Consider the following 25,673-nt stretch of genomic DNA (forward strand, 5'->3'; position numbering starts at 1 on the left):
GGAGCCGCTGGCCGGCTACCGCCGGATCAACCCGATGGTTTTCTGCGGCCTGTATCCGATCGAAACGCAGGATTACAACGATCTGCGCGAGGCGCTCGAGAAGCTGGAACTGAATGACGCTTCGCTTCGTTACGAGCCGGAGACGTCGTCCGCACTCGGGTTCGGCTTCCGCTGCGGATTCCTCGGCCTGTTGCATATGGAAATTATCCAGGAGCGGATCGAACGGGAATTCAACATCCCGCTCATCACGACAGCGCCGAGTGTTATATACCGCGTCACGCTGACGAACGGGGACGTTATGGACATCGACAACCCCTCCAACTATCCGGAGGTCGGCAGAATCGATCACGTCGAAGAGCCGTTCGTGAAGGCGGCGATCATCGTGCCGAACGATTATGTTGGCGCGATCATGGAGCTTTGCCAAGGCAAACGCGGCGAATTCATCAACATGGAGTATCTGGACTCGAATCGCGTCACGCTGACTTACGATATTCCGCTGTCCGAAATCGTGTACGATTTCTTCGACCAGCTCAAGTCAAACACCAAGGGATATGCCTCGTTCGATTACGAGCTGTCCGGATACAAGAAATCGAATCTGGTCAAAATGGACATTCTGCTCAACAACGAGCAGGTGGATGCGCTGTCCGTCATCGTTCACCGTGACCGCGCCTACCATCGCGGCAAGCTCGTCTGCGAGAAAATGAAGGATCTGATTCCGCGCCAAATGTTCGAGGTGCCGATTCAGGCGTCGATCGGAACGAAGGTCATTGCCCGGGAAACGGTCAAGGCGATGCGCAAGAACGTTCTCGCGAAATGCTATGGCGGCGACATCAGCCGGAAGCGGAAGCTGCTCGAGAAGCAGAAGGAAGGCAAGAAACGGATGAAGCAGGTCGGAAGCGTCGAGGTGCCGCAGGAAGCGTTCATGGCGGTGCTCAAGATCGACGACTGAGCTTGACGATTAATGATCGCGCCGTCCCGGGGCTTCCGCTTCGGGACGGCTTTGCTTTTTCAGGAAAGGAAGGTGGGTACGGGGATGGCAAAGCTTCAACAATCGCCGAAGGCGGTATATATTCATATCCCATTCTGCACGAACAAGTGCTATTATTGCGATTTCAACTCGTTCGTGCTGAACGGACAGCCGGTAGACGCCTATTTGACCGCGCTGGAGCAGGAGATGGAGCGGACCGTACGGCTGCTTCCGCCCGAACGGATCGATACCGTATTCGTCGGCGGCGGAACGCCGACGGTGCTGACGCCGCCGCAGATGACGCGGTTTCTCGCGTCGGTGCAGCGCCAATTTCCGGTATCGAAGACCGCGGAGTTCACGATGGAAGCGAATCCCGGCACGACCGAGGCGGATAAGCTCGCAGCGATGCGGGAGGGCGGCGTCAACCGCATCAGCTTCGGCGTACAGTCGTTCGATAACGGGTTGCTCGAGCGGATCGGCCGGATTCACAGCGTCGACGATGTGTACCGGAGTCTGGAGCTGGCCCGTGCGGCGGGTTTCTCGAATCTGTCGATCGACCTGATGTTCGGCTTGCCCGGTCAGACGCCGGAGCTGCTCGAAGGCAGCGTCGAGCGGGCGCTTGCGCTCGATCTTCCGCATTACTCGCTGTATGGGCTCAAGGTGGAGGAGAACACGCTTTTCCATACGCTGTATGAGCGCAACGAGCTGCCGCTTCCGTCCGAGGAAGACGAGCTGGCGATGTATTTACTTATTATGGAGCGTCTGAAGGCAGCCGGCCGGCGGCAATACGAAATCAGCAATTTCGCCCGGCCGGGCTTCGAGAGCCGGCACAATATCACCTATTGGCGCAATGAACCGTATTATGGGCTGGGCGCCGGCGCGCATGGCTACGCCCAGGGCTTGCGCCACGTCAACATTAAGGGCGTGCAGCCGTTTATCGATGCTGCGGGAAGCACGCTGCCCCGTATGAGCGAAGAGCGGATACCGGAGCAAGAAGCGATGGAGGATTTCATGATGGTCGGCCTGCGGGTGCTGGACGGCGTCCGGAATGCGGATTTTGCAGCCCAATTTCCGGGCCGCTCGATCGACAGCGTGTTCGGAGCGGTGCTGCGGCCGCTGTTGGATACCGGCCTGCTGGCAAGAATAGAGGATACGGACGGCTACGGCTACAGGCTTACGGAGCAGGGCGTACCGCTCGGCAATGAGGTGTTTGGCGCGTTTATCGCCGTTGCGGAAAAATAAATTCGGTCGTGATAAATTTCCCTTGAGTGATCATGCGTGTTGTTGTATATTTATTCATATTGAAATCGCGGCGGGAACGAAGGGGAGCCAAGGTGAAAATCATGGAAGCGGTATGCAGAAAAGCGACGTTCGACGATGTCGAAACATTATATACGTTAATTGAAGGCTATGCGCTGAAGGGAATCATGCTGCCCCGCTCGCGGGAAACGCTGGGCCGCCAGATCGACACGTTCGTCGTGGCGGAGGTGGAGGGCCGTATCGTCGGGTGCGGCTCGCTTTGCAGACTCGGCAGCGAGCTTGTGGAGATTCGCTCACTCGGCATATCGGAGGGACACAAGGGTCTCGGCATCGGAAGCAAGCTGGTGGACAAACTGATCGAAGAGGCCAGGGACCAGGGAATACCGAAGGTGATGGCGCTCACCTATGAGGTCAGCTTTTTCCGCAAAAACGGTTTCGACGTCGTCGATAAAGAGATCTTCCCTGAGAAGGTCTGGACCGACTGCATAAATTGCGCGAAGCAGCAATGCTGTGACGAAATAGCGGTGCTTAAAATGCTGAACTGACTTGACAATCGTCAAGCCGGTTTGGTATTTTTGTAATAACAGCTAGCACTCGACGCTAGCGAGTGCTAACACACCGAGAGCGCAGGGAGGGTTCGGGATGTTAACGGAACGGCAGCGTATGATTTTGAATGCGATTGTGGATGATTATATTCGTTCGGCCGAACCCGTTGGCTCTCGGAGTATTTCGAAGCACGGCGGCATCGGCTTCAGCCCGGCGACGATCCGCAACGAGATGGCGGATCTCGAGGAGCTCGGGTTTCTCGAGCAGCCGCATACGTCGGCAGGACGCATTCCGTCGACGCAAGGCTACCGCTATTATGTGGACCATCTGGTGAAGGTGAGCCAGCTCGGCGAAGAAGAGCTGGCGCGCGTGCGTTCACATTTCGCGATGCGGATGAATCAGATGGAGCAGATTATTCAACACGCCGCGATGATTTTGTCGAATATAACGAACTATACGTCGATCGTGCTCGGACCGGAGATGTTCAGCAACTCGTTGAAGGTTTTTCAGCTCGTGCCGCTTAACGACCGCGCCGCCGTTGCCATCGTGGTGACGAATACCGGCCATGTCGAGAACCGCACGATCTCGATTCCGCCCGATTTCGATGTGACGGAGCTGGAGAAGGTGGTCGGCATCCTGAACGCGAAGCTGGCCGGCGTGCCGCTGCATCGGCTGCAGGCGAAGCTGTACAGCGAAGTGGGCGAGGAGCTCGGCCGCCATGTCGAGCATTACGAATCGATCATGGACTCGCTGGCTAAAGCGCTCGAGACCGACCAGGAGCACCGCGTGTTTCTGAGCGGAGCCTCGAATATGCTGACACAGCCGGAGTTCAAGGACGTCGACAAGGTGAAAATGATCCTGGATTGGCTGGACGAAACGCCGACCCTCATGAAGGCCTTCGCTTCCGCATCTGCGGGCATTCAGGTCAGGATCGGCACCGAGAACGACGACGACGCGATCCGCAGCTGCAGCCTGATAACGGCCAGCTATTCGGTGGACGGCAAGTCTCTCGGGACGATTGGTCTGCTCGGTCCGACAAGGATGGATTACGGCAAGGTGATAAGTCTGCTGGACGTATTATCCAAAGATATCGCGCTGGGATTGGCGCGCTGGTATAAATAAGTAGGATGGGTTCGCAGGTGTACCAGTATAAGGAGGTGAACGTTACGTGACGGCGAAAGACCAGGCAACCGAAGTAACGGAAGAAAACGTTAACCGCTCGTCCGGCGATACGGAGTCCGCGGAAGTAGCGGCCGATGACGCGCAAGCGGGCGTGGACATAAACGGGGAGGCTTCCGAGGCGGAGCATTCGGCCGAGGGGCGAGTTGTCGAATTGGAGCGTCTTTTGGAGGAGCAGCAGCAGCGCGTGCTGCGGGCCCAGGCGGATTTCGACAACTTCCGCAAAAGAACGATCAAGGAGAAAGAGGAGCTCGGACAATACGCTTCCATGAAGCTTGTCGGCCAGCTCCTGCCGGTAGTGGACAATTTCGAGCGGGCAATCGGTGCGTCGAAGGAAAGCGGAGATTTCGAATCGTTCTCCAAAGGCGTGGACATGATTTTCCGGCAGCTGAGCCAACTGCTTGAGCAGGAGGGCCTGCAGACGATGGATACGGTCGGCCAGCCATTCAATCCGGAGTTTCATCAGGCGGTTATGACCGTCGAGTCGGATGAATACGAGGAAGGCACTGTCGTTGAGGAGTTGCAGAAAGGTTATGTATTGAAGGACAGAGTGCTGCGGCCCGCGATGGTGAAGGTAAGCGGCTAAACTAAGCCGCAGTTATCGCATAAACAAACGTAATCCTTAAGGAGGACCTTACTTATGAGTAAAGTAATCGGCATTGACCTCGGTACGACGAACTCTTGCGTCGCGGTTATGGAGGGCGGGGAGGCTGTCGTTATCCCCAACCCCGAGGGCAACCGCACGACGCCTTCGGTCGTAGGCTTCAAGAAGGACGGCGAGCGGATCGTCGGCGAAACGGCGAAGCGCCAGGCCATCACGAACCCGGAGCGGACGATCATTTCGATCAAGCGCCATATGGGTACGAGCCATAAGGAAACGATCGACGGCAAGGATTATACGCCGCAGGAAATTTCCGCAATCATTTTGCAGAAGCTGAAGTCCGATGCGGAAGCATATCTGGGCCAGCCGGTTACGCAAGCGGTTATTACGGTTCCGGCTTATTTCAATGACAGCCAGCGCCAGGCAACGAAGGATGCGGGCAAAATTGCAGGGCTTGAAGTGCTGCGTATCGTGAACGAGCCAACCGCAGCGGCGCTTGCATACGGCCTCGAGAAAACGGAAGACCAGACGATTCTCGTCTATGACCTCGGTGGCGGTACGTTCGACGTATCGATTCTGGAGCTAGGCGACGGCTTTTTCGAAGTTAAGGCGACGAGCGGCGACAACAAGCTGGGCGGCGACGACTTTGACCAGGTCATTATCGACTACCTCGTTTCCGAATTCAAGAAAGAGCAGGGCGTGGACCTGTCGAAGGATAAAGCGGCGGTACAGCGCTTGAAGGATGCTGCCGAGAAAGCGAAGAAAGAGCTGTCCGGCGTTATGACGACGACAATCTCGTTGCCGTTCATCACGATGTCGGACGGCGTGCCGCAGCACTTGGAAATGAACCTGACGCGCGCGAAATTCGAGGAACTGTCCGCGCCGCTCGTGGAGCGTACGCTCGGCCCGACGCGCCAAGCGCTCAGCGACTCAGGCCTTAGCGCAAGCCAGATCGACAAGGTTGTGCTTGTTGGCGGTTCGACGCGGATTCCAACCGTTCAGGAAGCGATCAAGAAGCTGATCGGCAAAGAGCCTCACAAAGGCGTTAACCCGGACGAAGTCGTTGCGCTTGGCGCAGCCGTTCAAGCGGGCGTCCTGACGGGCGATGTGAAAGACGTCGTACTGCTTGATGTTACTCCGTTGTCGCTCGGTATCGAGACGGCGGGCGGCGTGTTCACGCGTATGATCGAGCGCAACACGACGATTCCGACGACGAAGTCGCAGGTTTTCTCAACCTACGCAGACAACCAGCCGAGCGTGGAAATCCACGTTCTGCAGGGCGAGCGCGAGATGGCTGCCGGCAACAAGACACTGGGCCGCTTCATGCTTGGCGATATCCCGCTGGCGCCGCGCGGCGTGCCGCAGATCGAAGTCACCTTCGACATCGATGCCAACGGCATCGTCAACGTGTCCGCTCTCGATAAAGGCACGGGCAAATCGCAGAAAATTACGATTACGTCCTCGAGCGGCTTGAGCGACGAAGAGATCGAGAAAATGATGAAGGACGCTGAGCTGAACGCGGAGGAAGACCGCAAACGTCGCGAGCTGGTGGAAGCAAAGAACGGCGCGGATCAGCTTGTCTATTCGGTCGATAAGACGCTTAAAGACCTTGGCGACAAAGCCGATGCCGGAGAAATCCAGAAGGCGGAGGATGCGAAAGAAAAGGTCAAGAAGGCGCTTGAAACCGACAATATCGAAGAGATCAACAAAGCGGTCGAAGAGCTGACTGAAATCGTGCAGAAGCTGTCCGTTAAGCTGTATGAGCAAGCGGCTCAGGAGCAGCAGGCCTCAGGGGCGAACGATGCCGGCGCCGGCGATGCCAAAGGCAAAGAGAACGTGGTCGATGCCGACTACGAGGTCGTCGACGACAAAAAATAAACCGGCTGGCCATGGGCCTGACGGAGCGGGGGTCAAAGCCGGGCTTTCCGGCTTTGACCTTTCGTTGTGATTGAATGGATTCCCATGCTTGCAAGCGGGAATGGATTGCGTTAGGAGTACAACCTCGGGGGTGAAGGCGTGGCGGAGAAACGGGATTATTACGAAGTGCTTGGGGTCGGTAAAGACGCCTCTGCGGAAGACGTCAAGAAGGCTTACCGGAAGCTTGCCAGGCAATACCATCCGGACGTCAACAAGGCGACGGATGCGGAGGACAAATTCAAGGAAGTGAAAGAAGCCTACGATATACTCAGCGACGACCAGAAGCGGGCGATTTACGACCGTCACGGACATGTCGATCCGAATCAGGGCTTCGGCGGTGCAGGCGGCCAGGATTTCGGCGGCTTCGGCGATATATTCGATATGTTTTTCGGCGGGGGCGGCGGCCGGCGAGACCCGAATGCGCCGCAGCGCGGCAACGATTTGCAGTATACGATGACGATCGAGTTCAAGGAAGCCGTATTCGGCAAGGAAACGGAAATTACGATTCCGCGTACAGAATCGTGCGATACCTGTCACGGCAGCGGCGCAAAGCCGGGGATCAAGCCGGAGACCTGCTCCGTATGCCGCGGCTCGGGTCAGCAGGAGGTTGTCCAGAACACGCCGTTCGGAAGAATCGTCAACCGGCGCGCCTGTACGAACTGCAGCGGCACGGGCCGCGTCATTAAGGAGCGCTGCTCAACTTGCCACGGCTCGGGCAAAGTGAAGAAGCAGCGCAAAATCAACGTTCGCATTCCCGCAGGCGTTGACGAGGGCGCGCAAATCCGGATTTCCGGCGAAGGGGAAGCCGGTGTGCGCGGAGGTCCCGCCGGCGACTTGTACATCGTCCTGCGCGTGAAGCCGCATGAATTTTTCGACCGCGAGAAGGACGATATCTACTGCGAGGTTCCGCTTACGTTCGCACAGGCGGCGCTTGGCGACGAGATTGAAATTCCGACGCTGACGGAGAAGGTGAAGCTGAAAATTCCGGCCGGCACGCAAACGGGCACCTATTTCCGGCTTAAGGGCAAAGGCGTGCCGCGCCTGCGCGGATACGGCCAAGGCGACCAGCATGTCAAGGTGACGGTGGTGACGCCGACGAACCTGAGCGACGAGCAGAAGGAGCTTCTTCGCCAGCTCTCCGGAACGCCTGGCGGAGACGTGAGCGATGAACAAGAGCATCATGAAACGATATTCGAGCGGATGAAGAAAGCGTTCCGCGGCGACTGACGGCAAGCCGGCCCGAGCGGGGGGAGAACCCCGCCGTGCCGTTTGTGCGCTTGGCAGCGCAACGACTAACGGATGCAAACCCCGGAACCGAAGAAAAAGTGACACACCAAGGCAGACCGTTTGTGTTCAGACGCACGAATTCAAGCCGGGCACTGGATGAAGCCTTCCGCCAAAGCAATGGGCAAGTTCAAAGAACTGGTAAAGTAGATTATGCGGCGGAACCAGACAGTGGATGGGAGCGTGCTGATTAAGAAAATACTGAATCCTCATCTTAGGGCTGGAGGAATTACTTTGCCGTCGGCAATGTGAGGACGCTGTCACGTGCGAGGCGCATGCGTTCGCATGCGCCTACGCCTACTCTATGATGATGCTTCTTATACCAATTTCTTCTCAGGCTGCGCCTGCAGGTAAACCGTCTTTCCGGCGCGGGCGGATTCATACAGTGCTTCGAGAACTTCCGTAACGACCAGCGCCTGCTCAGGGAGAACGACGGGATCCTTGTCATTCAGGATCGCGTCCACCCAGGTGGAGCACTCCAGATCGATGTCCGTTGCGCCGCCGGCGCCGTCATAGAAGGCAACGCCGCCGGCTTTAAGATCGATTTCCTTTACATAGAGACGGCTGTTTTCTTCTCCGTTGATCCGAAGACCGCCCTTCATGTCGGCTCCGCCTTCGGTGCCGCTGAGGGAGCATTTCGCTTCATCGATATCAAGGGTGTTAAGTGCCCAGCTTGCTTCCAGAACGATTGTCGCGCCGTTCTCCATCTTGATGAAGCCCATTGCGGAATCTTCTACGGTGAATTTCGCCGGATCCCACGGCCCCCATGCATTCGCTGCATTTTCCTTCTTGCCGAGCTTGTGAAAAACGGAACCCGTCACCGAGACCGGTTTGTAGTTGTTCATCATCCAAAGCGTTAAATCCAATGCATGCGTACCGATATCGATAAGCGGTCCGCCGCCTTGTTTTTCCTCATCCAGGAATACGCCCCATGTCGGAACCGCGCGGCGGCGGATCGCATGCGCTCTTGCATAGTAGATTTCGCCCAGTGTGCCGGCGTCGCATACTTTTTTCAGGTATTGGCTATCGGAACGGAAGCGGTTATTGTAGCCGATAGTCAATTTCTTGCCGGTGCGGCGTGCCGCTTCGACCATCGCGCGGCCTTCGGCTGCGGTCTTCGCCATAGGCTTCTCGCACATGACATGTTTGCCGGCTTCCATAGCTGCTATGGATATGTAGGAGTGAGATTCGTTCGGTGTAAGCACGTGTACCACGTCGATAGTCTGATCGTTTAAAAACTCTTTATAATCAGTGTATACCTTTGCGTCAGGAGTACCGTATTGCTTTGCGGCTTTCTCGGCGCGTTCTTCGATTACATCACAGAAAGCGACCATTTCCACGTTCTTGTTTCGGCTAAGGGCAGGCATATGTTTGCCGTTGGCGATTCCGCCGCAGCCGATAAGCGCGACTCTAATGATTTTGCTCATCATTATTACCTCCATTTTTGTAGTGGTTGTTTTGTCTTTGGAATAACGACATTAATATTAAGCTATCACATTAGTGGCGCTGTTTTTACTGCAATAATTGGCCAAAAAGACTGCAATATAACGACATTATATCAACCGGCACAAAGACAATAATCTATGAATTGGTTTTCATAATTTCGGTCGGGAGACTACGCACGATTGATTTTTGTCCGGAATTCGGCCGAAATCCGTATGTAAAAATTGACATAAGTTGGATTTTTGTATTGACGGGTTATCATACGGTTGATATAGTTGTTATATCATGAGATAGTGGAGGAAGGACGATTCGATGAACAAGCCCCTCTATCAACAGATTTTCAATCAGATCACGAAGGATATTATGACAGGAAGCTTGATGCCGGGGGATAAAGTCCCTTCGGAAAAGGAGTTATCCGATCATCACCAGGTCAGCAGAATTACGGCGAAGAAGGCCTTGGATCTGCTGGCGAGCAATAATACGATTGAGCGTATACGCGGAAAAGGCTCCTATGTCACCGAAAAGCTGACCGTCGGAAACGAGATCGCATCCCTGGGGCGTGCCCCGCTGCAGGAGCATGAAGGTTTGCTGGTCGGAGCGGTTTTTCCGGGGTATATGACGGGGTACGGGCTGCAGCTTCAATATGCCATCGAGAAAAAGATTGCCGAATACAACGGAACCCTTATTATTAAGCGGGGAGGCGGACTTATAGAGGGGGAGGAGGAGGCCATATCGTCCGTCATGCAGATGGGTGTTAAGGGGCTGATTGCTTTTCCGGTGAGCAGTGAGCAGTACAACCGAAATCTGCTGAAGCTAATTCTGGAGGGCTTTCCGACGGTTGTCGTGGACAGGGATCTCAAAGGAATTTTGGCCGGAACCGTCACGACCGACAACAAGGCGGCCGCCCAAGAACTCACGTCATTTCTGTTTGACCGGGGTCACCAGCACGTTGCCTTTCTTTCCCCTCCGCCTGAAATCACCTCTACGGTCGAAGACAGACTGCAGGGTTTTCAACAGGCGTACCTCATGTACGGTTTGCGGCTTAAGCCCGAGCATCTGATCACCAATCTGACAAGCGCGCCTCCGATCAATTGGACATCCGAGCAGCATCGTGATTTTGTGGAGAGGGATGTTCGGACGCTCCAAGATTTTGTTCGGGACAATCCCGAGGTTACCGCTTTTGTAACGGCGGAATACGAGCTTGCCGTCATGCTGACCAAGGTGCTGAAGCAATTGGGCAAACGGGTTCCCGAAGACTTCTCCGTCACCTGCTTTGATTGCCCTGACGATCCCTTAGATATTCCGTGGTTCACCCATATCCGCCAGAATGAGCACGCGATGGGGACCAAAGCGGTTGAGCTTCTCATGGCGCAGCTGCAAAGCGATCGCGTGCCGCTGCAAACCCTCTTGGATTATCAATTGATTGTGGGTCGGTCGACCCGTTCTTTATGAACCGGTGACCGAAAGCATGGGCTATAGGCTTACATCAAAAGCAGGAGATTGTGCGGTCCGCACAATCTCCTGCTTTTCTTCATATTATGTAAACGCTTAAAAAAATAACTTGATATGTGTTGACAACATATTTTTATCTCTGTTAGTATTACAAGCAATAGATGACATAACCTGATATAAGTTGTATTATCAACCGAGAAACGTCTCCCGTCTTTTCGATAAGACAGCGCTTACATTTTATTGCAAGCGCTTGTCATTTTGAATCATCTTATCATGGATGGGTGCTGCTTCTTCTGACGTCATCTACAAAACTTAAAGGACGGTGAAAGAGTATGAAGGGTATTAAAAAGGGAGCATTCTTATTGGCCATTTTTACCTTGATCCTATCCGTAGCGCTGGCCGGCTGCGGCGGCAATGGTAACAATTCGTCCGGAGGGGACGAAAACCAGGCGGCTGGAGGCAACGCAGAGATATCCTCCAACACGGCCGACACAGGCAATGCCGGTGGATCCGGCGAGAAAGCAACAATCACGGTATGGCATGCAATGACGGAGCTTACCGGTGAAGCAATGGACGCAGTTGTGAAAGCGTTTGAAGAAAAGTACCCCAACATCAAAGTCAACTCGGTTTACATAGCTCAACAAGGCGAAGGCAAGAATGAGAAACTGCTTGCCGCGATCGCCGGCGGCAACGCACCGGATGTCGCTTACTTTGACCGCTTTGAGGTTGCTACCTGGGCTGCCCAAGGCTCGCTGACGGATATCTCGGGTTATGCAGAGGCCTCCGGTGTAAACGCTGATAATTTTTATCCGTTCGCATGGGAAGAAGCGAACTACGAAGGCAAACTGTATGCAATGCCTACAACGACAGACGCCCGCCTGGTTTATTACAACAAAGATCACTTCAAGGCGGCCGGCCTGGATCCAGAAAACCCGCCGAGCACGATTCAGGAATTGGAGGAAGCAGCTGGAAAATTGACCATCAAAGACGGTAAACGCTTTAAACAAATCGGTTTTATTCCTTGGTATAATCAAGGCTGGTTCTATGGTTGGGGATGGTCCTTCGGTGGCGAGTTCATGGATGTTGAAGGAAATGTAACCGCTAACGATCCAAAGAATGTCGAGGCGCTGACCTGGATCGCCAACTACGCGAAAAAATACAACATCGAGGATATCGCGTCCTTCACCGATTCCCAAGGTACAACGACAATGGATCCTTTCTTCACAGGACAGCTCAGTATGCAGGTTTCCGGTCCGTGGACAGTTCCGCAAGCAGAGAAATTCAATCCTGATCTGAACTATGGCGTATTCCCGATGCCTACCCCGACCGGTGACAATTACACAACCTGGTCAGGCGGTTGGGCAACGGTAATGCCAAAGGGCTCCAAGAACCCTGAAGCGGCATGGGAGTTCATGAAGTTCTTCTCCGGTGAAGAAGGACAGGAAATCTTCAGTAAAATTTCAGGAGACTTCTCGATCAACGACAGAGTTAATGAAAAGCTTGGCTACAAAGAGCATCCGATTTTTAAAGAATTCATTAAGGTATTGCCGGTTTCCCACGCGCGTCCGGTAATGACTCAAGGTTCGCTGTACTGGAATGAGCTTGCTAACGCGGTTGACCTTGCGACCCGCGGCGAAGACCCTAAAGCGCTGCTGGACAAAGTGAATGAAAATGTAACGAAAGCGCTCAATCAATGACCGTTCCTTTAGATGGGGAGACAAGTTCTCCCCTTTTTCTTTCCCAGCCAAAAAGGAGGATGTACCATGCTTGAAAAAAAGGCTGCACCTATGCCGCCGGCGACGCAGATAAGAGCAAAAAATTCCAAAAAACTGCGCGATGACGCTCTGTATGGATGGTTATTTGCTTCGCCGTGGGTAATCGGGCTGTTGGTTTTTTTTGCGGTTCCGCTCATCTCTTCCTTATATTTCAGCTTTACGACCTACAGTATTCTGCAGCCGGGAGAATTCGTAGGCTTTCGGAATTATGCCGAGTTAATGTCGGATTCCGTGTTCTGGAAATCGTTTTCCAATACGATCTACTTCGTCGTTTTCTTTGTTCCGCTCAGTATCTTTTTCGGAGTGGCTCTCGCCATGCTCCTCAATATGAATGTAAGAGGGATGTCCATCTACCGTACGATCTTTTTCCTGCCTACACTTGTGCCTGCGGTTGCCATGGCGGTCCTGTGGATGTGGCTGCTTAATCCGGGCTTCGGTCTCGTTAACGGCATGCTGGATGTTATCGGCATACAAGGACCAGCCTGGCTCGGCAGCGAAACCTGGTCCAAGCCTTCGCTGATCCTGATGTCGTTGTGGGGGATCGGACAATCCGTCGTCATTTATCTGGCGGGCCTGAACGATATTTCCCAGGATTATTATGAAGCGGGCGACATTGACGGCGCCAGCTGGTTTCATAAAATGAAGAGCATCACGCTCCCGCTCCTGACGCCGGTTATCTTTTTCAACCTCGTCATGGGCATTATCGGCGCATTCCAGCAATTTACGCTACCTTACACCATGACCGGAGGCAGAGGAACGCCTGCCGATTCGATGAAATTTTATGTCATGTACTTGTATGACAACGGATTTAAATTTTTCAAAATGGGTTATGCCTCGGCCATGGCCTGGATTCTGTTTATTATCGTAATGGCATTAACGGCATTGATTTTCTACAATTCGAAGAAGTGGGTTCACTATCAGGGAGAGTAAGGTGGGAAGAGGTATGACTGCGAAAACAAGCAAAAATATGAAAAAATATGTGGTGCAAATCTTTCTGTTGATCGCCTCCGTTTTCTTCCTTGCACCGTTTATATGGATGGTCTCCACCTCGCTGAAGACGCTTGACCAGGTCTACACGTTCCCTCCCGAGTGGATTCCGAGCCCTTTCGTGTGGCAGAACTATGTCGATGCAATGGACTATATTCCGTTCTTTACGTATTTAAAAAATACGGTTCTCATTACGGGGTTCAGCACATTGGGCGTCGTTCTGACATGCCCGCTCGTGGCATACAGCATTGCCAAGTTGAATTGGAAGGGAAGAGACTCCATATTCTTTATCACCATTGCCGTAATGATGATTCCCGGACAGGTGACTATGATTCCGCTCTTCCTGCTGTTCGAGAAATTGAACTGGATCGGCACGGCTTTGCCTTTGGTCATTCCGGCGTTCTTCGGCGTTCCGTTCTATATCTTCCTGCTGCGCCAATTTTTCCTTGGATTGCCCAACGAGCTTAAGGATGCTGCAAGAATCGACGGTGCGGGAGAGTTCAGAACGTATTGGCAGATCATGCTGCCACTTGCGAAATCAGCGGTTTTGTCTGTCGGATTGTTTCAATTCATGGCTGCCTGGACAGACTTCATGGGTCCGCTGCTTTACCTGACAGAGCCGGGCTCTTATACGTTGTCGCTCGGATTGCAGCAGTTCCAGAGCCAGAAGGGCACGCAGTGGGGACTGATGATGGCCGTATCCACCATGATGACGCTGCCGATCATCCTCCTGTTCTTCTTCCTTCAGAAAACCTTCATTCAAGGCATCACGTTCAGCGGTATCAAGGGTTAAGGCGAACTTAGAGAAATTATACCTTCCAAGGAGTGAAAGACATGAGCTTCAACATCGGAACACGCATACCGCCGAAAATCAGCGAAACGGGAATTGAGAATGTTGCGAAGTGGGCGGCGGAAATCGGTCTGGACGTATTGGACGTGCCGAACGCAGGGCCGGAAGTGAAGCGGGCTTGCGATGCCGCCGGAATCGGGATCGGATCCGTCGACGCGATTATTCCCGCCCTGCTCAGCAAGGATTACAACGAACGCGGGGAAGCGTTTGAGAAAGTAAAAGCTACGATGACGGAAATGAACCAAGCCGGGGCGAGCGTACTTTTCATGTGCCTGTTTCCGGCGGACAAGAACCAGTCGAGAGATGAAAGCTTCGTCATCTGGAAGGATATTTTCCCGGAGCTGGTTAAGCATGCGGAGAAAAACGGCGTATACATCGCCATCGAAGGCTGGCCTGGACCGGCTCCTACATACCCGACTATCGGATGCACGCCTGAGATGTTGAGGGCGATGTTCGAGGTGATTCCGTCCAAGCATTTCGGTCTGAACTATGATCCTTCCCATCTTGTGCGTTTGGGTATTGACTACATGCGTGCCCTGCACGAATTCAGCGACAGGATCAACCATGTGCATGGCAAGGATACGGAGATTTTATCGGAGGAACTGTACGAATCCGGAATTCTACCGGCCACTTTCGGCTCGAAGTATGACTTCTCGGAAGGCTCCTGGAGGTATACAATTCCCGGCCACGGTACGGTGGAGTGGAGCGAGGTGGCCGTCGTTCTGGATCGTATCGGCTATAAAGGGGCAATCAGCATTGAGCTTGAGGATCACCGTTTCTGGGGATCGCTTGAGGCGGAGCAGCAGGGCATTATCAAAGCGAAGGAGCAACTCGAAATGTATTTTAAATAAGAAGAAAGAGGGGAGGGGCGATCAAGCCTCTTTCCTGCGTATCGGAGGGTAACGATGGAAAAGGTTCGTTTCTTGATGATCGGTGTCGGGGGCATGGGAAGAGAGCACATACGCAGACTGCAGGACGTACCGGAAGCCGAAATCGTCGGTTTGGCGGATCCGTCGGCGGAGTCCGTTGCCCAGGTCAAAATGAGCTTTCCTCAGCTGGAGAATGTGCCGGTATATACTGACTATCGGGAGGCTATCGCGCAATCGAACGCCGATGCAGGCATTATCGTATCGCCGCACCGCCTGCACTTCGAGCAGGGTATGGCCTGTCTGGACGGCGGTTTGCATGTTCTGATGGAAAAACCGTTTGTCGATGGGTCCGTCAATGCGGCGCGCATCATCGCCCATGCGGAAAGCGTCGGCATGCATTTGGCCATTGCATATCAGCGGCATTTGATGGGTCCCTTCATCTATATACGTGATCTTGTGCAGAGCGGCGCGCTAGGTAAAATTAATTTCATCACGGCTTACCAGGCGCAGAACTGGCTGGAGCTTGCGGCAGGCACTTGGAGACAAAAGCTCGCGCTCTCCTGCGGCGGGCAATTGAACGATTCCGGCAGCCATCTGCTGGATGTGGTGGTCTGGATGACGGGGCTCGAACCGGAAAGCGTCTCCGCATTTATCGATAACCGCGGCACGGAGGTCGATATCGATTCCGCCGTCACCGTTCGTTTCAGGGAAGGCGCGGTCGGGACCTTCAATGTCGTGGGAAGTGCCAGCATCGGCTGGCATGAGGACGTATCGATCCATGGCGAGTATGGGACGGTATTGTTCCGCAACAATCGGATATGGGTCGCTAAGGCAGGACAAACGGAGCTGGCCGAAGTGCCGGAGAGTGAATTGCCGGCATCGAGTGATCCGAACCGTGATTTCGTCGATCTTGTGCTCGGCAGAATCAGTGAGGCGGCTGCGCCGTCAACCTGCGGCTTGCGAATCGCACGGTTGACAGAGGCGGCCTGGCGAAGCGCCGCCGAGGGCTGCAGAGTGGTCTCATTATTGGAAGAAACGGTTGTGTGAGGCTCGCAAGGTTAGAAACCGGACGCGGAAGAAGCGTTCGGTTTCTTGGTTATTTATGAAATTATGCATAAAAAGAATTTAAGTCCGTAAATATTGGTAGGGGTGATTGCCAGGGAGCAACAGGAGACATGAAGGAATCGCGGGTCGTGAAACGAATCTTGCAAAATCACTTTCATGGTTTCTGGGAGCTGCATGAAAATCTATTAACCGGAGCTATTCCAGGTGTTGCATAAGTTAGCGCCTGACAAGTAGCTATTACAAGGAGGATTTCCCGGTAGTTCGTGTGAGGGCGCCATGTGCAGGAATATCGCCGGCAACTGTATAAATCGCACCGAACGGCGAATCCTAATCTTCGAGTCGAGCATGTATGACGCTTGTGATCGAAGGAGGTATTTCACATGGCGAATAAACGCCCGGATGACCAGCCCGCAAGAGGCGGACTGCCGATCGGAACAAACGAAGATGTGGAGTTTTCGCAGGGACTGGCTGACGAGGACGACCGCGAATCCCAGCGCAGGGCGGAAGCGGCCGATTGCAGGGTGGAACTCGACGGGTAGCGGCGAGGAGGAGCCATTATGGAGTTCGAATTGAACGCTTCGTTTCCCGAGGAACGGACCGCCCGCGAAGCGCAGCGCAAGCTGCAGGCTTTGCGCATCACAAGTGTGACGGCCGGCGAGGATGGCATGTCGTTCTCTGCGTGCGTGGAGGACGGCGTCATCGAGCGGGCGGCGCATCTGATCCGCGAAACGGGCGGAACGGCGGATTGGCACTGAGCACAATATAGTCGAAACGTTGTTAGACCGGTGAAGCATACATCCCGGATCATGCCCCGCAGGCGGTGATCCGGGATTTTTTTTCGTTCCCGGCGTTGCCTTCTTATCATCCGCGTCTTCCCCGGAACGGGAGAAAGACGTTTTTGTGCTGAACCGCCATCTGTTGTAAAATGATTGCATGTGTCGCAGTAGCAGGGGAGGCAATTATCGTTGAAATGGCATGAATGGACGATCTCGACGACCGAAGAGGCGATCGAGATGATTACGAACGTATTGCATGAGCTGGACGCGGACGGGGTTTCCGTCGAGGAATCCGGGTCGCTTAACCGGCCGCGGGACACGTCGCTCGGACAGTGGTACGATACGCCGCTGAACGATATACCGGAAGGGCATGCGGTAATCAAGGGTTATTTTCTGGAAGGGTCCGATCTGGGCCGGATTCGCGGCATCCTGACCGCTAGAATCGATGAGCTTCGCGGCTTCGACATCGATCCCGGCGATTACCGGATCGATGAAGCGGTAGTCGACGAAGAGGACTGGGCGAATGCGTGGAAGCAATATTTCAAGCCGATCCGGGTGTCCGAGCGGCTGACGATCAAGCCGACATGGGAGGAATACAAGCCTGCGCCCGAGGAACGGATCATCGAGCTCGATCCGGGGATGGCGTTCGGAACGGGAACGCATCCGACCACGGCGCTATGCTTGCGGACACTCGAATCGGTCATCCGCGGCGGTGAGGAAGTGATCGACGTCGGCACCGGCTCCGGCATATTGGCGATCGGCGCCGTCCGTCTGGGAGCAAGCCGCGTGCTAGCGCTGGATCTTGATCCCGTCGCCGTCTCTAGCGCCGCTGAGAACACCCGCTTGAACGGGCTCGAGGAGCAAATCCAAGTGCATATGAGTGATTTGCTCGGCGTTATCCGCAGCGGAGCGGAGGACGGGGAAGCGCTCCACGTGACGGTTCCGGTTGACGTCGTGGTGGCGAACATTCTGGCCGAGATTATTCTGCTGTTCATAGGCGACGTATACGAGGCACTGAAGCCGGGCGGCATTTATATTGCCTCGGGCATTTACGAGAACAAGGAAGACGCGGTTGCGGACGCGCTTTCTGCGGCAGGCTTCATCATCGAAAGCCGCAATCGCGAAGACAAATGGATCGCCATCACGGCGAGAAAGCCGGGGTGAAGGGATGGATTGGCTGGAAAGACTCACATGGTTTCCGCTGAATGAATTTCCGTTTGTGGTCATTAGCCTTGTACTCGCCTTTACGATTCATGAATTTGCGCATGCATACAGCGCATATAAATTCGGCGACAATACCGCGTACGATGCGGGGCGCGTCACTCTTAATCCGGCGGCCCATCTCGATGTGATCGGCACGATTCTGATTTTTCTTGTCGGATTCGGCTGGGCCAAACCGGTTCCCGTCAACCGCGGCCGGTTCAAGCATCCGAGGCTGATGGGGATCGTGGTGTCGGCGGTCGGTCCGCTCAGCAACCTCTTTCTGGCGGCTGTGGGCATTCTGCTGGCCGTGCTCGTTTTTCAGACGGGGTGGATGATCAATGCGTCCATCGGCGTACAGAGCGCCGTCGAGACGTTTCTCGAATATTTGATCGTGCTTAATATCGGGCTTTTTCTTTTTAATCTGATTCCGCTGCCGCCGCTTGACGGTTACCGCATCATTCAGGATCTGGTGCCGCTGCGCGTTCGGCTGCGAATGGACGAGAACGTTCAATGGGGCATGTTTCTGTTTCTGCTGATCGTTTTTATTCCGCCGCTCCGCGCTGTCACGCTGACTCCTTTGTTCAATCTGACGGAGGGTATCATCGCCGGTATCGCCGGCTTTTACGGCCTTTTCTATTAACAGGAAATGACAAACACACTGGCGCATAAGCCTCAAAACATGTATGATGAAGGTTGGTAGACGGACATGCAGCGATATTTTGTTAAGGCGGAATCGTTCAACGAGCATTCGGTTACGCTCGAAGGAGACGACGCCCATCACCTCGTGCGGGTGATGCGGATGAAGCCGGGGGACGAGATTATCGTCAGCGACGGAGAAGGCCGTGAGGCCGTTGCCAAGCTGAGCGGGCTTGCACCCGGCCGGGTCGAAGCGGATATTCTGGAGCTACGCCCGGTTTCGGGCGAGCCAGGCTGGTCGGTGACGGTCGCGCAAGCATTGCCTAAGGGCGATAAGATGGAGCTCGTCATTCAAAAAGGAACCGAGATCGGAGCCGCGGCATTCGTGCCATTCCAATCCGAGCGGATGGTCGTGCAGTACGACGAACGCAAGGAAGGCAAGCGGCTCGAACGCTGGCGCAAAATTGCGAAGGAAGCCGCCGAGCAGGCCCACCGCAGCATCATACCGGCTGTGAGGCCGGTGCTCGGTTGGCGCGGGCTGGTCGCATCGCTGGCGCAGTACGACTCCGTTTTTTTCTGCTATGAGAAGGAAGGCGGCTTGTCCGGCAGCGGGCTGCGGGATGCGGTGCGGGCTGCCGCGTCGCAAGCGGCCGACCCATCGTCGCTGAAGCTGCTGGTGATCGTCGGACCCGAAGGCGGTTTTACGGAACGCGAAGCGTCCGAGGCGGAAGCGGCGGGCGCCGTGACGGTCGGACTGGGCAAGCGGATTTTGCGCACCGAGACGGCCGCCATGGTCGCGCTCGCTTGCCTCATGTACGAATCCGGAGAGATGGGAGGATCAACATAACGATGCCATCGGTAGCGTTTTATACTTTGGGCTGTAAAGTCAATTTTTACGATACGGAAGCGATCTGGCAGCAGTTCAAGAATGCCGGCTATGAGCAGGTTGATTTTGAGACGACGACTGCGGACGTGTACCTGATCAATACATGCACGGTTACGAACACAGGCGACAAGAAGAGCCGGCAGATCATCCGGCGCGCCATCCGGCGAAATCCGGACGCGGTGATCGCGGTTACGGGCTGCTACGCGCAGACGTCGCCGGCCGAAATCATGGCGATTCCCGGCGTCGATCTTGTCATCGGCACGCAGGACCGCGACAAGCTGATGACATATATCGCAGACATTGAAACGGACCGCAAGCCTGTTAACGCGGTTCGCAACATTATGAAGACACGCGAATTCGAGGAGCTCGACGTGCCGGATTTCTCGGACAGGACGCGCGCTTTTCTGAAAATACAGGAGGGCTGCAACAACTTCTGCACCTTCTGCATCATTCCGTGGTCGCGGGGCCTATCGCGCAGCCGCGATCCGCAGAGCGTCATTGCGCAGGCCCGTCAACTGGTGGCGGCCGGCTACAAGGAAATCGTGCTGACCGGCATTCACACCGGCGGCTACGGCGACGACCTGGAGAACTTCGATCTCGCCGATCTGCTCTGGGAGCTCGACAAGATCGATGGGTTGGAGCGCATCCGCATCAGCTCGATCGAGGCTAGCCAGATCGACGCCAAAATGATCGACGTGCTGAACCGCTCGAGCAAAATGTGCCGCCATTTGCACATTCCGCTCCAGGCGGGAGATGACGCCGTGCTGAAGCGCATGCGCCGTAAATATACGGTCGAGGAATTTGCGGCCAAGATCGAGCAGCTTCACGAGGCAATGCCGGGCGTGGCGATTACGACGGACATCATCGTCGGGTTTCCCGGCGAGACGGACGAGATGTTCGAGAACGGCTACCGGTTCATGGAGCGCATGAAGTTCGCGGAGATGCACGTGTTCCCTTACTCCAAGCGGACGGGTACGCCCGCCGCGCGGATGGAAGACCAGGTCGACGAGGAAATCAAGAACGACCGGGTGCACCGTTTAATTGATCTCTCCGAGCACATGCAGCTTGCCTATGCGAAGCCGTACGTCGGACAGACGCTGTCCGTCATTCCGGAGCGGGATTACAAGGGCGCACCGGGAACAGGCTTCGTTATGGGTTACTCGGACAATTACCTGCAGGTCGTATTCAACGGCGACGAATCGCTTGTCGGTCGACTATGCCGTGTCCGGATTACGGAAGCGGGCGTCAATGAATGCCGCGGCGAGTTGCTTGCCGTAGAGGACACGTTGACGGGAGCGAATAAAACAACGGCCGCAGTCTGACTGCCGGCCGACGGCAGGGATTTCATCCGGGGGCGGCCCGCGGACGAAGTCCTTGTTGCCTATCATTGGGATGGTGCCGTTCAGAATTCCGCGATTCCGGCAGGCTTGCAGGCTTGCGGCGAACAAGCGCAAAGGGGGAGCGGGAATGAAGGAAATATCAGCGGGAGGCGTCGTGTATCGGACGACAGAGGCGGGACTGCAAATCCAGCTTATTCAGGACCGTTACGGTAAAATTTCGCTTCCGAAGGGCAAGATGGAGCACGGCGAGACGGTCGAACAGACAGCGCTGCGCGAAATCAAGGAGGAGACGGGCCTTACGGGGCGCATCGTCGCTCCCGTCGATCAGATCAAATACCGGTACCGGGACGATTTCAAAGGCCCGGTCGATAAAGAGGTCCACTATTATCTTGTTGAGGCTACGGGGGGGGAACTGCAGGCGCAGGTGGAGGAAATCCGGGGCGTCGAATGGTTCACCCCCGAGGAGGCGTGGCGGCGACAGCGGCAGTCGGGCTACGACAACAACGACCGCATTTTGGCGGGAGCATTAAAACTACTCGGAATTGAGGTGGAGGGGCATGCTTGAGCATTGGACGCAGGGCGGCGATATCGCCCGGTTCATCGATCACACGCTGCTTAAGGCGGGAGCCACGGAGGCGGAGATCGGGCAGTTATGCGAAGAAGCGCGGCAGCATGGCTTTTACAGTGTGTGCGTAAACGGCGGGTGGGTTGATTTCTGCCGTGAGCAGTTGGCAGGCTCTTCCGTCAAAATCGCAGCCGTCGCCGGTTTCCCGCTTGGCGCAAATGCGTCGAGGGTGAAGGCGCTTGAGGCCGCTGCGGCGGTGCATGACGGCGCAGCGGAGATTGATATGGTGCTGCCGGTCGGACTTGTGCTTCAGGGCCGGTTCGGCGCCGTCTCCCAGGATGTTTCGGCCGTCGTTAAGGCGGTGGAAGGCAGCGCGATCGTCAAGGTTATTCTGGAAACGGCGCTTCTGGACGACCGCCAAATCGCCGAAGCCTGCCGCGTATCGGAGGCCGCCGGCGCGCACTACGTCAAGACGTCAACCGGCTTCGGACCGGGCGGCGCGACGGAGGCGCATGTCAGGCTGATGCGCGCATCCGTGTCCAAAGGGATCGGTGTGAAGGCTTCCGGAGGTATTCGCGACACGGAAACGGCGATTCGCATGCTGGAGGCGGGAGCCAACCGGCTTGGCACAAGCGCGGGCGTCGCCATTACAAGCGGAGCGGGCGGCGGCTCCATACCGGCAGGTAGCAAAGCGGAAGGGCAACAAGGGAGCTCACCATATTGAAGATCGTCTGAGCATGGGCAATTTGGGTAGCCGGGGAATCGGATAGCCAGCTTGAAGCCACTGCCAGTTCGCCGACAAGCGGCGCGAACAGGACAACGCCGCCGACGTTCAATGCAATGTGGGCCCACGCGACGAACCGGCCGGCAGGCGTTCCGCCGACGGAGGCGAGCAGCGCGGTGAAGCAAGTGCCGACGTTGGCGCCCAGCACGGCGGCGATGCCGATCTCAACCGGTACTGCTCCGAAAGCAGCCAGACCCATCATCATGGCGATGACGGCGGCGCTGCTGTGAACGGCCGCCGTGAGCGCGACCCCCGCCGCGATGCCCCATAGCACGCTTTCTCCGGCCCGGTCGATGAACCATCCGAATAACGGCATCGCTTCGACGGCCGGCGCGATCGATTGCATGACGTTTATGCCAAGCAGTAGCAGGGAGAAGCCGAAAACGGCCACGGAGCCGTAGCGAAGAGGCGTCAGCCAGCGCGGCTTGGCGGCTGTATCGTCCATTGTTGCAGTCCGGTGCGGCGAGGCTTCCCAGAGCAAGGCCGAGGCCAGCCAGCCGATGAAGGACAGCGCCATAAGCGGCACGGTGAGGCGGCTCAGATTGAGGCCGATCAGCTCGGTCGTCAGACTCGTTCCGACATTCGTCCCGAGCACGATGCCGAGCGTCCTCGGAAACGTCAGAAGGCCGGAGTTGACCAGGCCGATTGTAATCACGGTGACGGCGGTGCTGCTCTGCAGCACCGCCGTCGTCGCCGTGCCGGCGGCGAAGCCGTGCAGCGGCGTCGCGGTCGCCCGTTCCAGGGTTGCCCGCAAATACGGGCCGGCCCAACGGTGAAGCGCCAGCTCCATCAGCTTCATGCCTGTCATGAAGACGGCAAAGCCGAACAGCATCGGCAGCAGAATGTTCGCAAACATCGTTCGTCTCCTTCCGGCGGATTGAAGCGGCCGTTCATCGGCGGCCGTGTTCGTTTACCCCATCATATGCGCCAGTGGGGACGGGCATGACAAGCATGTCTAGATCATAGAATGATGTCGCGGGGGGTGAACCCGCCGCCTGCCTGCGCATGAACAACCGAAAGGATGATGAAATCCGTGAACGCTACCGTCTACTTACATAAAAACCGCAAAAAACGTTTGGAGCAGGCCCATCCCTGGATATACGGCAATGAAATCGAACGGATGGAGGGCGAGGCCGAGCCCGGCGACCTGGTTGCGGTGCTTGACCACCGGGGCAAGCAGTTGGCTACCGGCTATTGGAATCCGCAGTCCCAGATCACGGTCCGCGCAGTCGCCTACGGTCCGCTTGAGGCCATGGACCGCGACTTTTTCGTGCAAAGATTTGAAGCCTGCAAACGCCATCGCGAGCGGTTCGTCGAAAATCCGCGCGATTGCCGGCTGGTATACGGCGAAGCCGATTTTCTGCCCGGACTGGTCGTCGACCGATTTGCAGACGTGCTCGTCGTGCAGCTGCTGACGCTGGGAATGGACGTGCGGCGTGAGATTATCGTGGAGGCACTTGTCGAGGTATTCGCTCCGCAGAGCATTTATGAGCGTTCGGATGTGGGTGTCCGTTCACTGGAAGGGCTGGAGCAGCGGACCGGTCCGCTCTATGGGGAGGCGCCGGGACCTGTCACGATTCTCGAGAACGGGATCGCGATCGAAGTCGATATCGCAGGCGGCCAGAAAACGGGTTATTTCTACGACCAGAGGGAAAACCGGGCGGCGATCGCTCCGTTGATGAAGGGCTGGGGAGCGCGCAGCGGTATTCGTCTCGACTGGAGAGAGGCGGACGGCTTGCCCGAGGGCGTCGAACCGGCAGGCACGAAGGATGGGCAGGCGCTGGTTCCAGTCAACGCGAACGGAAACGTCGTGACCTTCCCTTATTGGGACGGAGCGACGGTGCTCGAATGCTTCGCCCACACCGGAAGCTTTACGCTGCATGCATGCCGATACGGCGCGAAAAAGGTAACCTGTCTGGACGTGTCGGAGCATGCGATCGAGACGGCAAGGCGCAATGCGGAGCGCAACGGATTCGCCGATCGGGTGGAGTTCGTGGTCGCGGACGCGTTCGATTATTTGCGGATGCAGGCGAAGGGACGGGATGAGCGCGCCGATCGGGCGCAGGCCGGGGAGGCCGGCAAGAAGATCGACACGTCGAAAAAGCTGTCTGCACAAGGCCGCACCTGGGATGTCGTCATTCTTGACCCGCCGGCGTTCGCCAAGACGAAGGGGGCGGTGCCGGGCGCTTGTCGCGGCTATAAGGATATTAATTTGCAGGGCATGAAGCTGGTCAACGACGGCGGCTATCTGGTGACAGCCAGCTGCTCGTATCATATGCGGCCCGACCTTTTTCTCGAAACGATCGGCGAAGCAGCGGTGGACGCAGGAAAAATATTGCGGCTCGTCGAATGGCGCGCGGCCGGCAAGGATCACCCGCACATTCTCGGCGTGCCGGAGGGGCATTATTTGAAATTCGCCGTCTTCGAGGTGCGAAACCGGGTGTAACGAACGAAACGAATGGACGAAAAGCGCTGCGGCCTTGAAGGGGCTTCAGCGCTTTTTTGCTACGGAAACGTGCCGGACTGACGATTGCTCTCCGCAGGCAGAGAAATGCTGCCGGGATCCGCCGTTATGATGCCGTCCACGCCGGCACGGAGCAGGGCGGCAACTTCGCGCTGCCCATTGGCATCCCAGGCGATCACCTTCAATCCGTAAAGATGCGCCCGCTCGACGAAAAAGCTTGTCAGGCCGCTCGCTCGCGGATGCAGCGCGTCGGCGAATTCCCGGTATTCCAGCAGGCGGCCCGCCGTGACGCGCCGCGGATTTTCGATCAGCAAGGCAGTGGGCGCCTGCGGCATCAGCTTTTTGATTCTTTGTAATGCGCGCTTGTCGGCGGATTGAAGGATGACGCCGTTGGTCGCCCGGCGGTCCAGACCTCGCGCTTTAACCGCCCGCGCCAGGGCGGACTCGATGCCGGGATACAGGCGGGGCGACTTCAGATCGATCAGCAGACCGGTTGTGCCGGCGAATGCGTCGAGAACCTCCTCCAGCAACGGGATTTTCTCGCCGCGGTAGCCGGCGCCGAACCATGAGCCGGCATCGAGCGTTCGCAATTGGCGGAGCGTCAGCCTGCCTACCTTGCCCTTGCCGTCCGTCGTCCGGTTCACCTTCGCATCGTGAATGACGACAACCGCTCCGTCCCTGCTCATGCGAACGTCGAATTCGATCATGTCGACGCCGAGCCCGGCCGCTTTGCGGAACGCGGCCATCGTGTTTTCGGGCGCCCGGTCCGAGGCCCCGCGGTGCGCAACGGTTATGAAGCCGGCCGAAGGCGCCGCCGGAGCCGC

General features: G+C 56.2%; 25 protein-coding genes. 22 read left to right on the forward strand and 3 right to left on the reverse strand.

The window, feature by feature from the left end:
• From lepA to dnaJ, 7 genes are all read left to right on the forward strand, one after another.
• A partial coding sequence (gene lepA / locus BG52_RS05605; protein ID WP_036580995.1) for a translation elongation factor 4 occupies positions 1-949 on the forward strand: 949 nt, incomplete at its 5' end.
• A gap of 84 nt (positions 950-1,033) precedes the next feature.
• Positions 1,034-2,209, forward strand: a complete 1,176-nt coding sequence (gene hemW, locus BG52_RS05610) for a radical SAM family heme chaperone HemW (protein ID WP_036580997.1) — start codon at positions 1,034-1,036, stop codon at positions 2,207-2,209.
• Positions 2,210-2,310: 101 nt separating this feature from the next.
• Positions 2,311-2,772 (forward strand): N-acetyltransferase, encoded by a 462-nt coding sequence (locus BG52_RS05615; RefSeq protein ID WP_036580999.1) that lies wholly within the window; start codon positions 2,311-2,313, stop codon positions 2,770-2,772.
• Between the two features lie 97 nt (positions 2,773-2,869).
• A complete protein-coding gene (gene hrcA, locus BG52_RS05620) occupies positions 2,870-3,895 on the forward strand; it encodes a heat-inducible transcriptional repressor HrcA (protein ID WP_036580927.1) in 1,026 nt (341 codons plus the stop codon).
• A gap of 46 nt (positions 3,896-3,941) precedes the next feature.
• Positions 3,942-4,538: a nucleotide exchange factor GrpE gene (gene grpE, locus BG52_RS05625; protein WP_036580928.1), complete on the forward strand. Its 597-nt coding sequence runs from the start codon at positions 3,942-3,944 to the stop codon at positions 4,536-4,538.
• Positions 4,539-4,592: 54 nt separating this feature from the next.
• Positions 4,593-6,431 (forward strand): molecular chaperone DnaK, encoded by a 1,839-nt coding sequence (dnaK, locus tag BG52_RS05630; protein ID WP_036580931.1) that lies wholly within the window; start codon positions 4,593-4,595, stop codon positions 6,429-6,431.
• Positions 6,432-6,569: 138 nt separating this feature from the next.
• The gene (gene dnaJ, locus BG52_RS05635; RefSeq protein WP_036580932.1) at positions 6,570-7,697 is read left to right on the forward strand and encodes a molecular chaperone DnaJ; all 1,128 of its coding nucleotides are present in this window, start codon (positions 6,570-6,572) and stop codon (positions 7,695-7,697) included.
• A gap of 374 nt (positions 7,698-8,071) precedes the next feature.
• On the opposite strand, the gene BG52_RS05640 is transcribed toward dnaJ, so the two are convergent.
• Positions 8,072-9,181 (reverse strand): Gfo/Idh/MocA family protein, encoded by a 1,110-nt coding sequence (locus BG52_RS05640; protein WP_036580934.1) that lies wholly within the window; start codon positions 9,179-9,181, stop codon positions 8,072-8,074.
• Between the two features lie 328 nt (positions 9,182-9,509).
• Between BG52_RS05640 and BG52_RS05645 the strand changes: the two genes are divergently transcribed.
• From BG52_RS05645 to deoC, 14 genes are all read left to right on the forward strand, one after another.
• The gene (locus BG52_RS05645; protein ID WP_036580937.1) at positions 9,510-10,649 is read left to right on the forward strand and encodes a GntR family transcriptional regulator; all 1,140 of its coding nucleotides are present in this window, start codon (positions 9,510-9,512) and stop codon (positions 10,647-10,649) included.
• A 332-nt stretch (positions 10,650-10,981) separates the two neighbouring features.
• A complete protein-coding gene (locus BG52_RS05650; RefSeq protein WP_051587680.1) occupies positions 10,982-12,346 on the forward strand; it encodes an ABC transporter substrate-binding protein in 1,365 nt (454 codons plus the stop codon).
• A gap of 66 nt (positions 12,347-12,412) precedes the next feature.
• A complete protein-coding gene (locus tag BG52_RS05655; protein ID WP_223298926.1) occupies positions 12,413-13,354 on the forward strand; it encodes a carbohydrate ABC transporter permease in 942 nt (313 codons plus the stop codon).
• Between the two features lie 13 nt (positions 13,355-13,367).
• The gene (locus BG52_RS05660) at positions 13,368-14,204 is read left to right on the forward strand and encodes a carbohydrate ABC transporter permease (protein ID WP_036580939.1); all 837 of its coding nucleotides are present in this window, start codon (positions 13,368-13,370) and stop codon (positions 14,202-14,204) included.
• Positions 14,205-14,245: 41 nt separating this feature from the next.
• Positions 14,246-15,112, forward strand: coding sequence for a sugar phosphate isomerase/epimerase family protein (locus BG52_RS05665; RefSeq protein ID WP_036580942.1), 867 nt, complete (start codon positions 14,246-14,248; stop codon positions 15,110-15,112).
• 54 nt (positions 15,113-15,166) lie between these two features.
• Complete coding sequence (locus tag BG52_RS05670) at positions 15,167-16,177, forward strand: Gfo/Idh/MocA family protein (RefSeq protein ID WP_036580945.1); 1,011 nt, start codon at positions 15,167-15,169, stop codon at positions 16,175-16,177.
• A gap of 398 nt (positions 16,178-16,575) precedes the next feature.
• On the forward strand, positions 16,576-16,734 hold the full coding sequence (locus BG52_RS15270; protein ID WP_081793611.1) for a YfhD family protein: 159 nt from the start codon (positions 16,576-16,578) through the stop codon (positions 16,732-16,734).
• Positions 16,735-16,752: 18 nt separating this feature from the next.
• Complete coding sequence (locus tag BG52_RS05675) at positions 16,753-16,950, forward strand: hypothetical protein (protein ID WP_036580947.1); 198 nt, start codon at positions 16,753-16,755, stop codon at positions 16,948-16,950.
• 210 nt (positions 16,951-17,160) lie between these two features.
• Positions 17,161-18,135 (forward strand): 50S ribosomal protein L11 methyltransferase, encoded by a 975-nt coding sequence (gene prmA, locus BG52_RS05680; RefSeq protein ID WP_036580950.1) that lies wholly within the window; start codon positions 17,161-17,163, stop codon positions 18,133-18,135.
• Between the two features lie 4 nt (positions 18,136-18,139).
• Positions 18,140-18,814, forward strand: coding sequence for a site-2 protease family protein (locus BG52_RS05685; RefSeq protein ID WP_036580952.1), 675 nt, complete (start codon positions 18,140-18,142; stop codon positions 18,812-18,814).
• Between the two features lie 66 nt (positions 18,815-18,880).
• Positions 18,881-19,657 carry a 16S rRNA (uracil(1498)-N(3))-methyltransferase gene (locus BG52_RS05690; protein ID WP_036580954.1) on the forward strand — a complete coding sequence of 259 codons (777 nt, stop codon included), beginning with the start codon at positions 18,881-18,883 and terminating at the stop codon, positions 19,655-19,657.
• Positions 19,658-19,659: 2 nt separating this feature from the next.
• Positions 19,660-21,018, forward strand: coding sequence for a tRNA (N(6)-L-threonylcarbamoyladenosine(37)-C(2))-methylthiotransferase MtaB (gene mtaB, locus BG52_RS05695; RefSeq protein ID WP_036580955.1), 1,359 nt, complete (start codon positions 19,660-19,662; stop codon positions 21,016-21,018).
• 145 nt (positions 21,019-21,163) lie between these two features.
• Positions 21,164-21,601, forward strand: coding sequence for an NUDIX hydrolase (locus tag BG52_RS05700; protein WP_036581005.1), 438 nt, complete (start codon positions 21,164-21,166; stop codon positions 21,599-21,601).
• Entirely contained in the window at positions 21,594-22,325 is a 732-nt protein-coding gene (gene deoC, locus BG52_RS05705) for a deoxyribose-phosphate aldolase (protein WP_036580959.1), read from the forward strand. The genes BG52_RS05700 and deoC overlap by 8 nt, the downstream gene beginning before the upstream one ends.
• Here deoC and BG52_RS05710 read toward each other — a convergent pair.
• A complete protein-coding gene (locus BG52_RS05710) occupies positions 22,249-23,241 on the reverse strand; it encodes a Na/Pi cotransporter family protein (RefSeq protein WP_036580962.1) in 993 nt (330 codons plus the stop codon). The two genes, deoC and BG52_RS05710, sit on opposite strands and share 77 nt — an antisense overlap.
• 168 nt (positions 23,242-23,409) lie before the next feature.
• Here BG52_RS05710 and BG52_RS05715 point away from each other — a divergent pair, with 168 nt between their 5' ends.
• Positions 23,410-24,831 (forward strand): class I SAM-dependent rRNA methyltransferase, encoded by a 1,422-nt coding sequence (locus BG52_RS05715; protein ID WP_036580966.1) that lies wholly within the window; start codon positions 23,410-23,412, stop codon positions 24,829-24,831.
• 59 nt (positions 24,832-24,890) lie between these two features.
• Here BG52_RS05715 and BG52_RS05720 read toward each other — a convergent pair.
• A partial coding sequence (locus BG52_RS05720; RefSeq protein WP_051602286.1) for a glycerophosphodiester phosphodiesterase occupies positions 24,891-25,673 on the reverse strand: 783 nt, incomplete at its 5' end.

This window comes from Paenibacillus darwinianus (genome assembly GCF_000598065.1).
Lineage (GTDB): Bacteria > Bacillota > Bacilli > Paenibacillales > Paenibacillaceae > Paenibacillus_I > Paenibacillus_I darwinianus.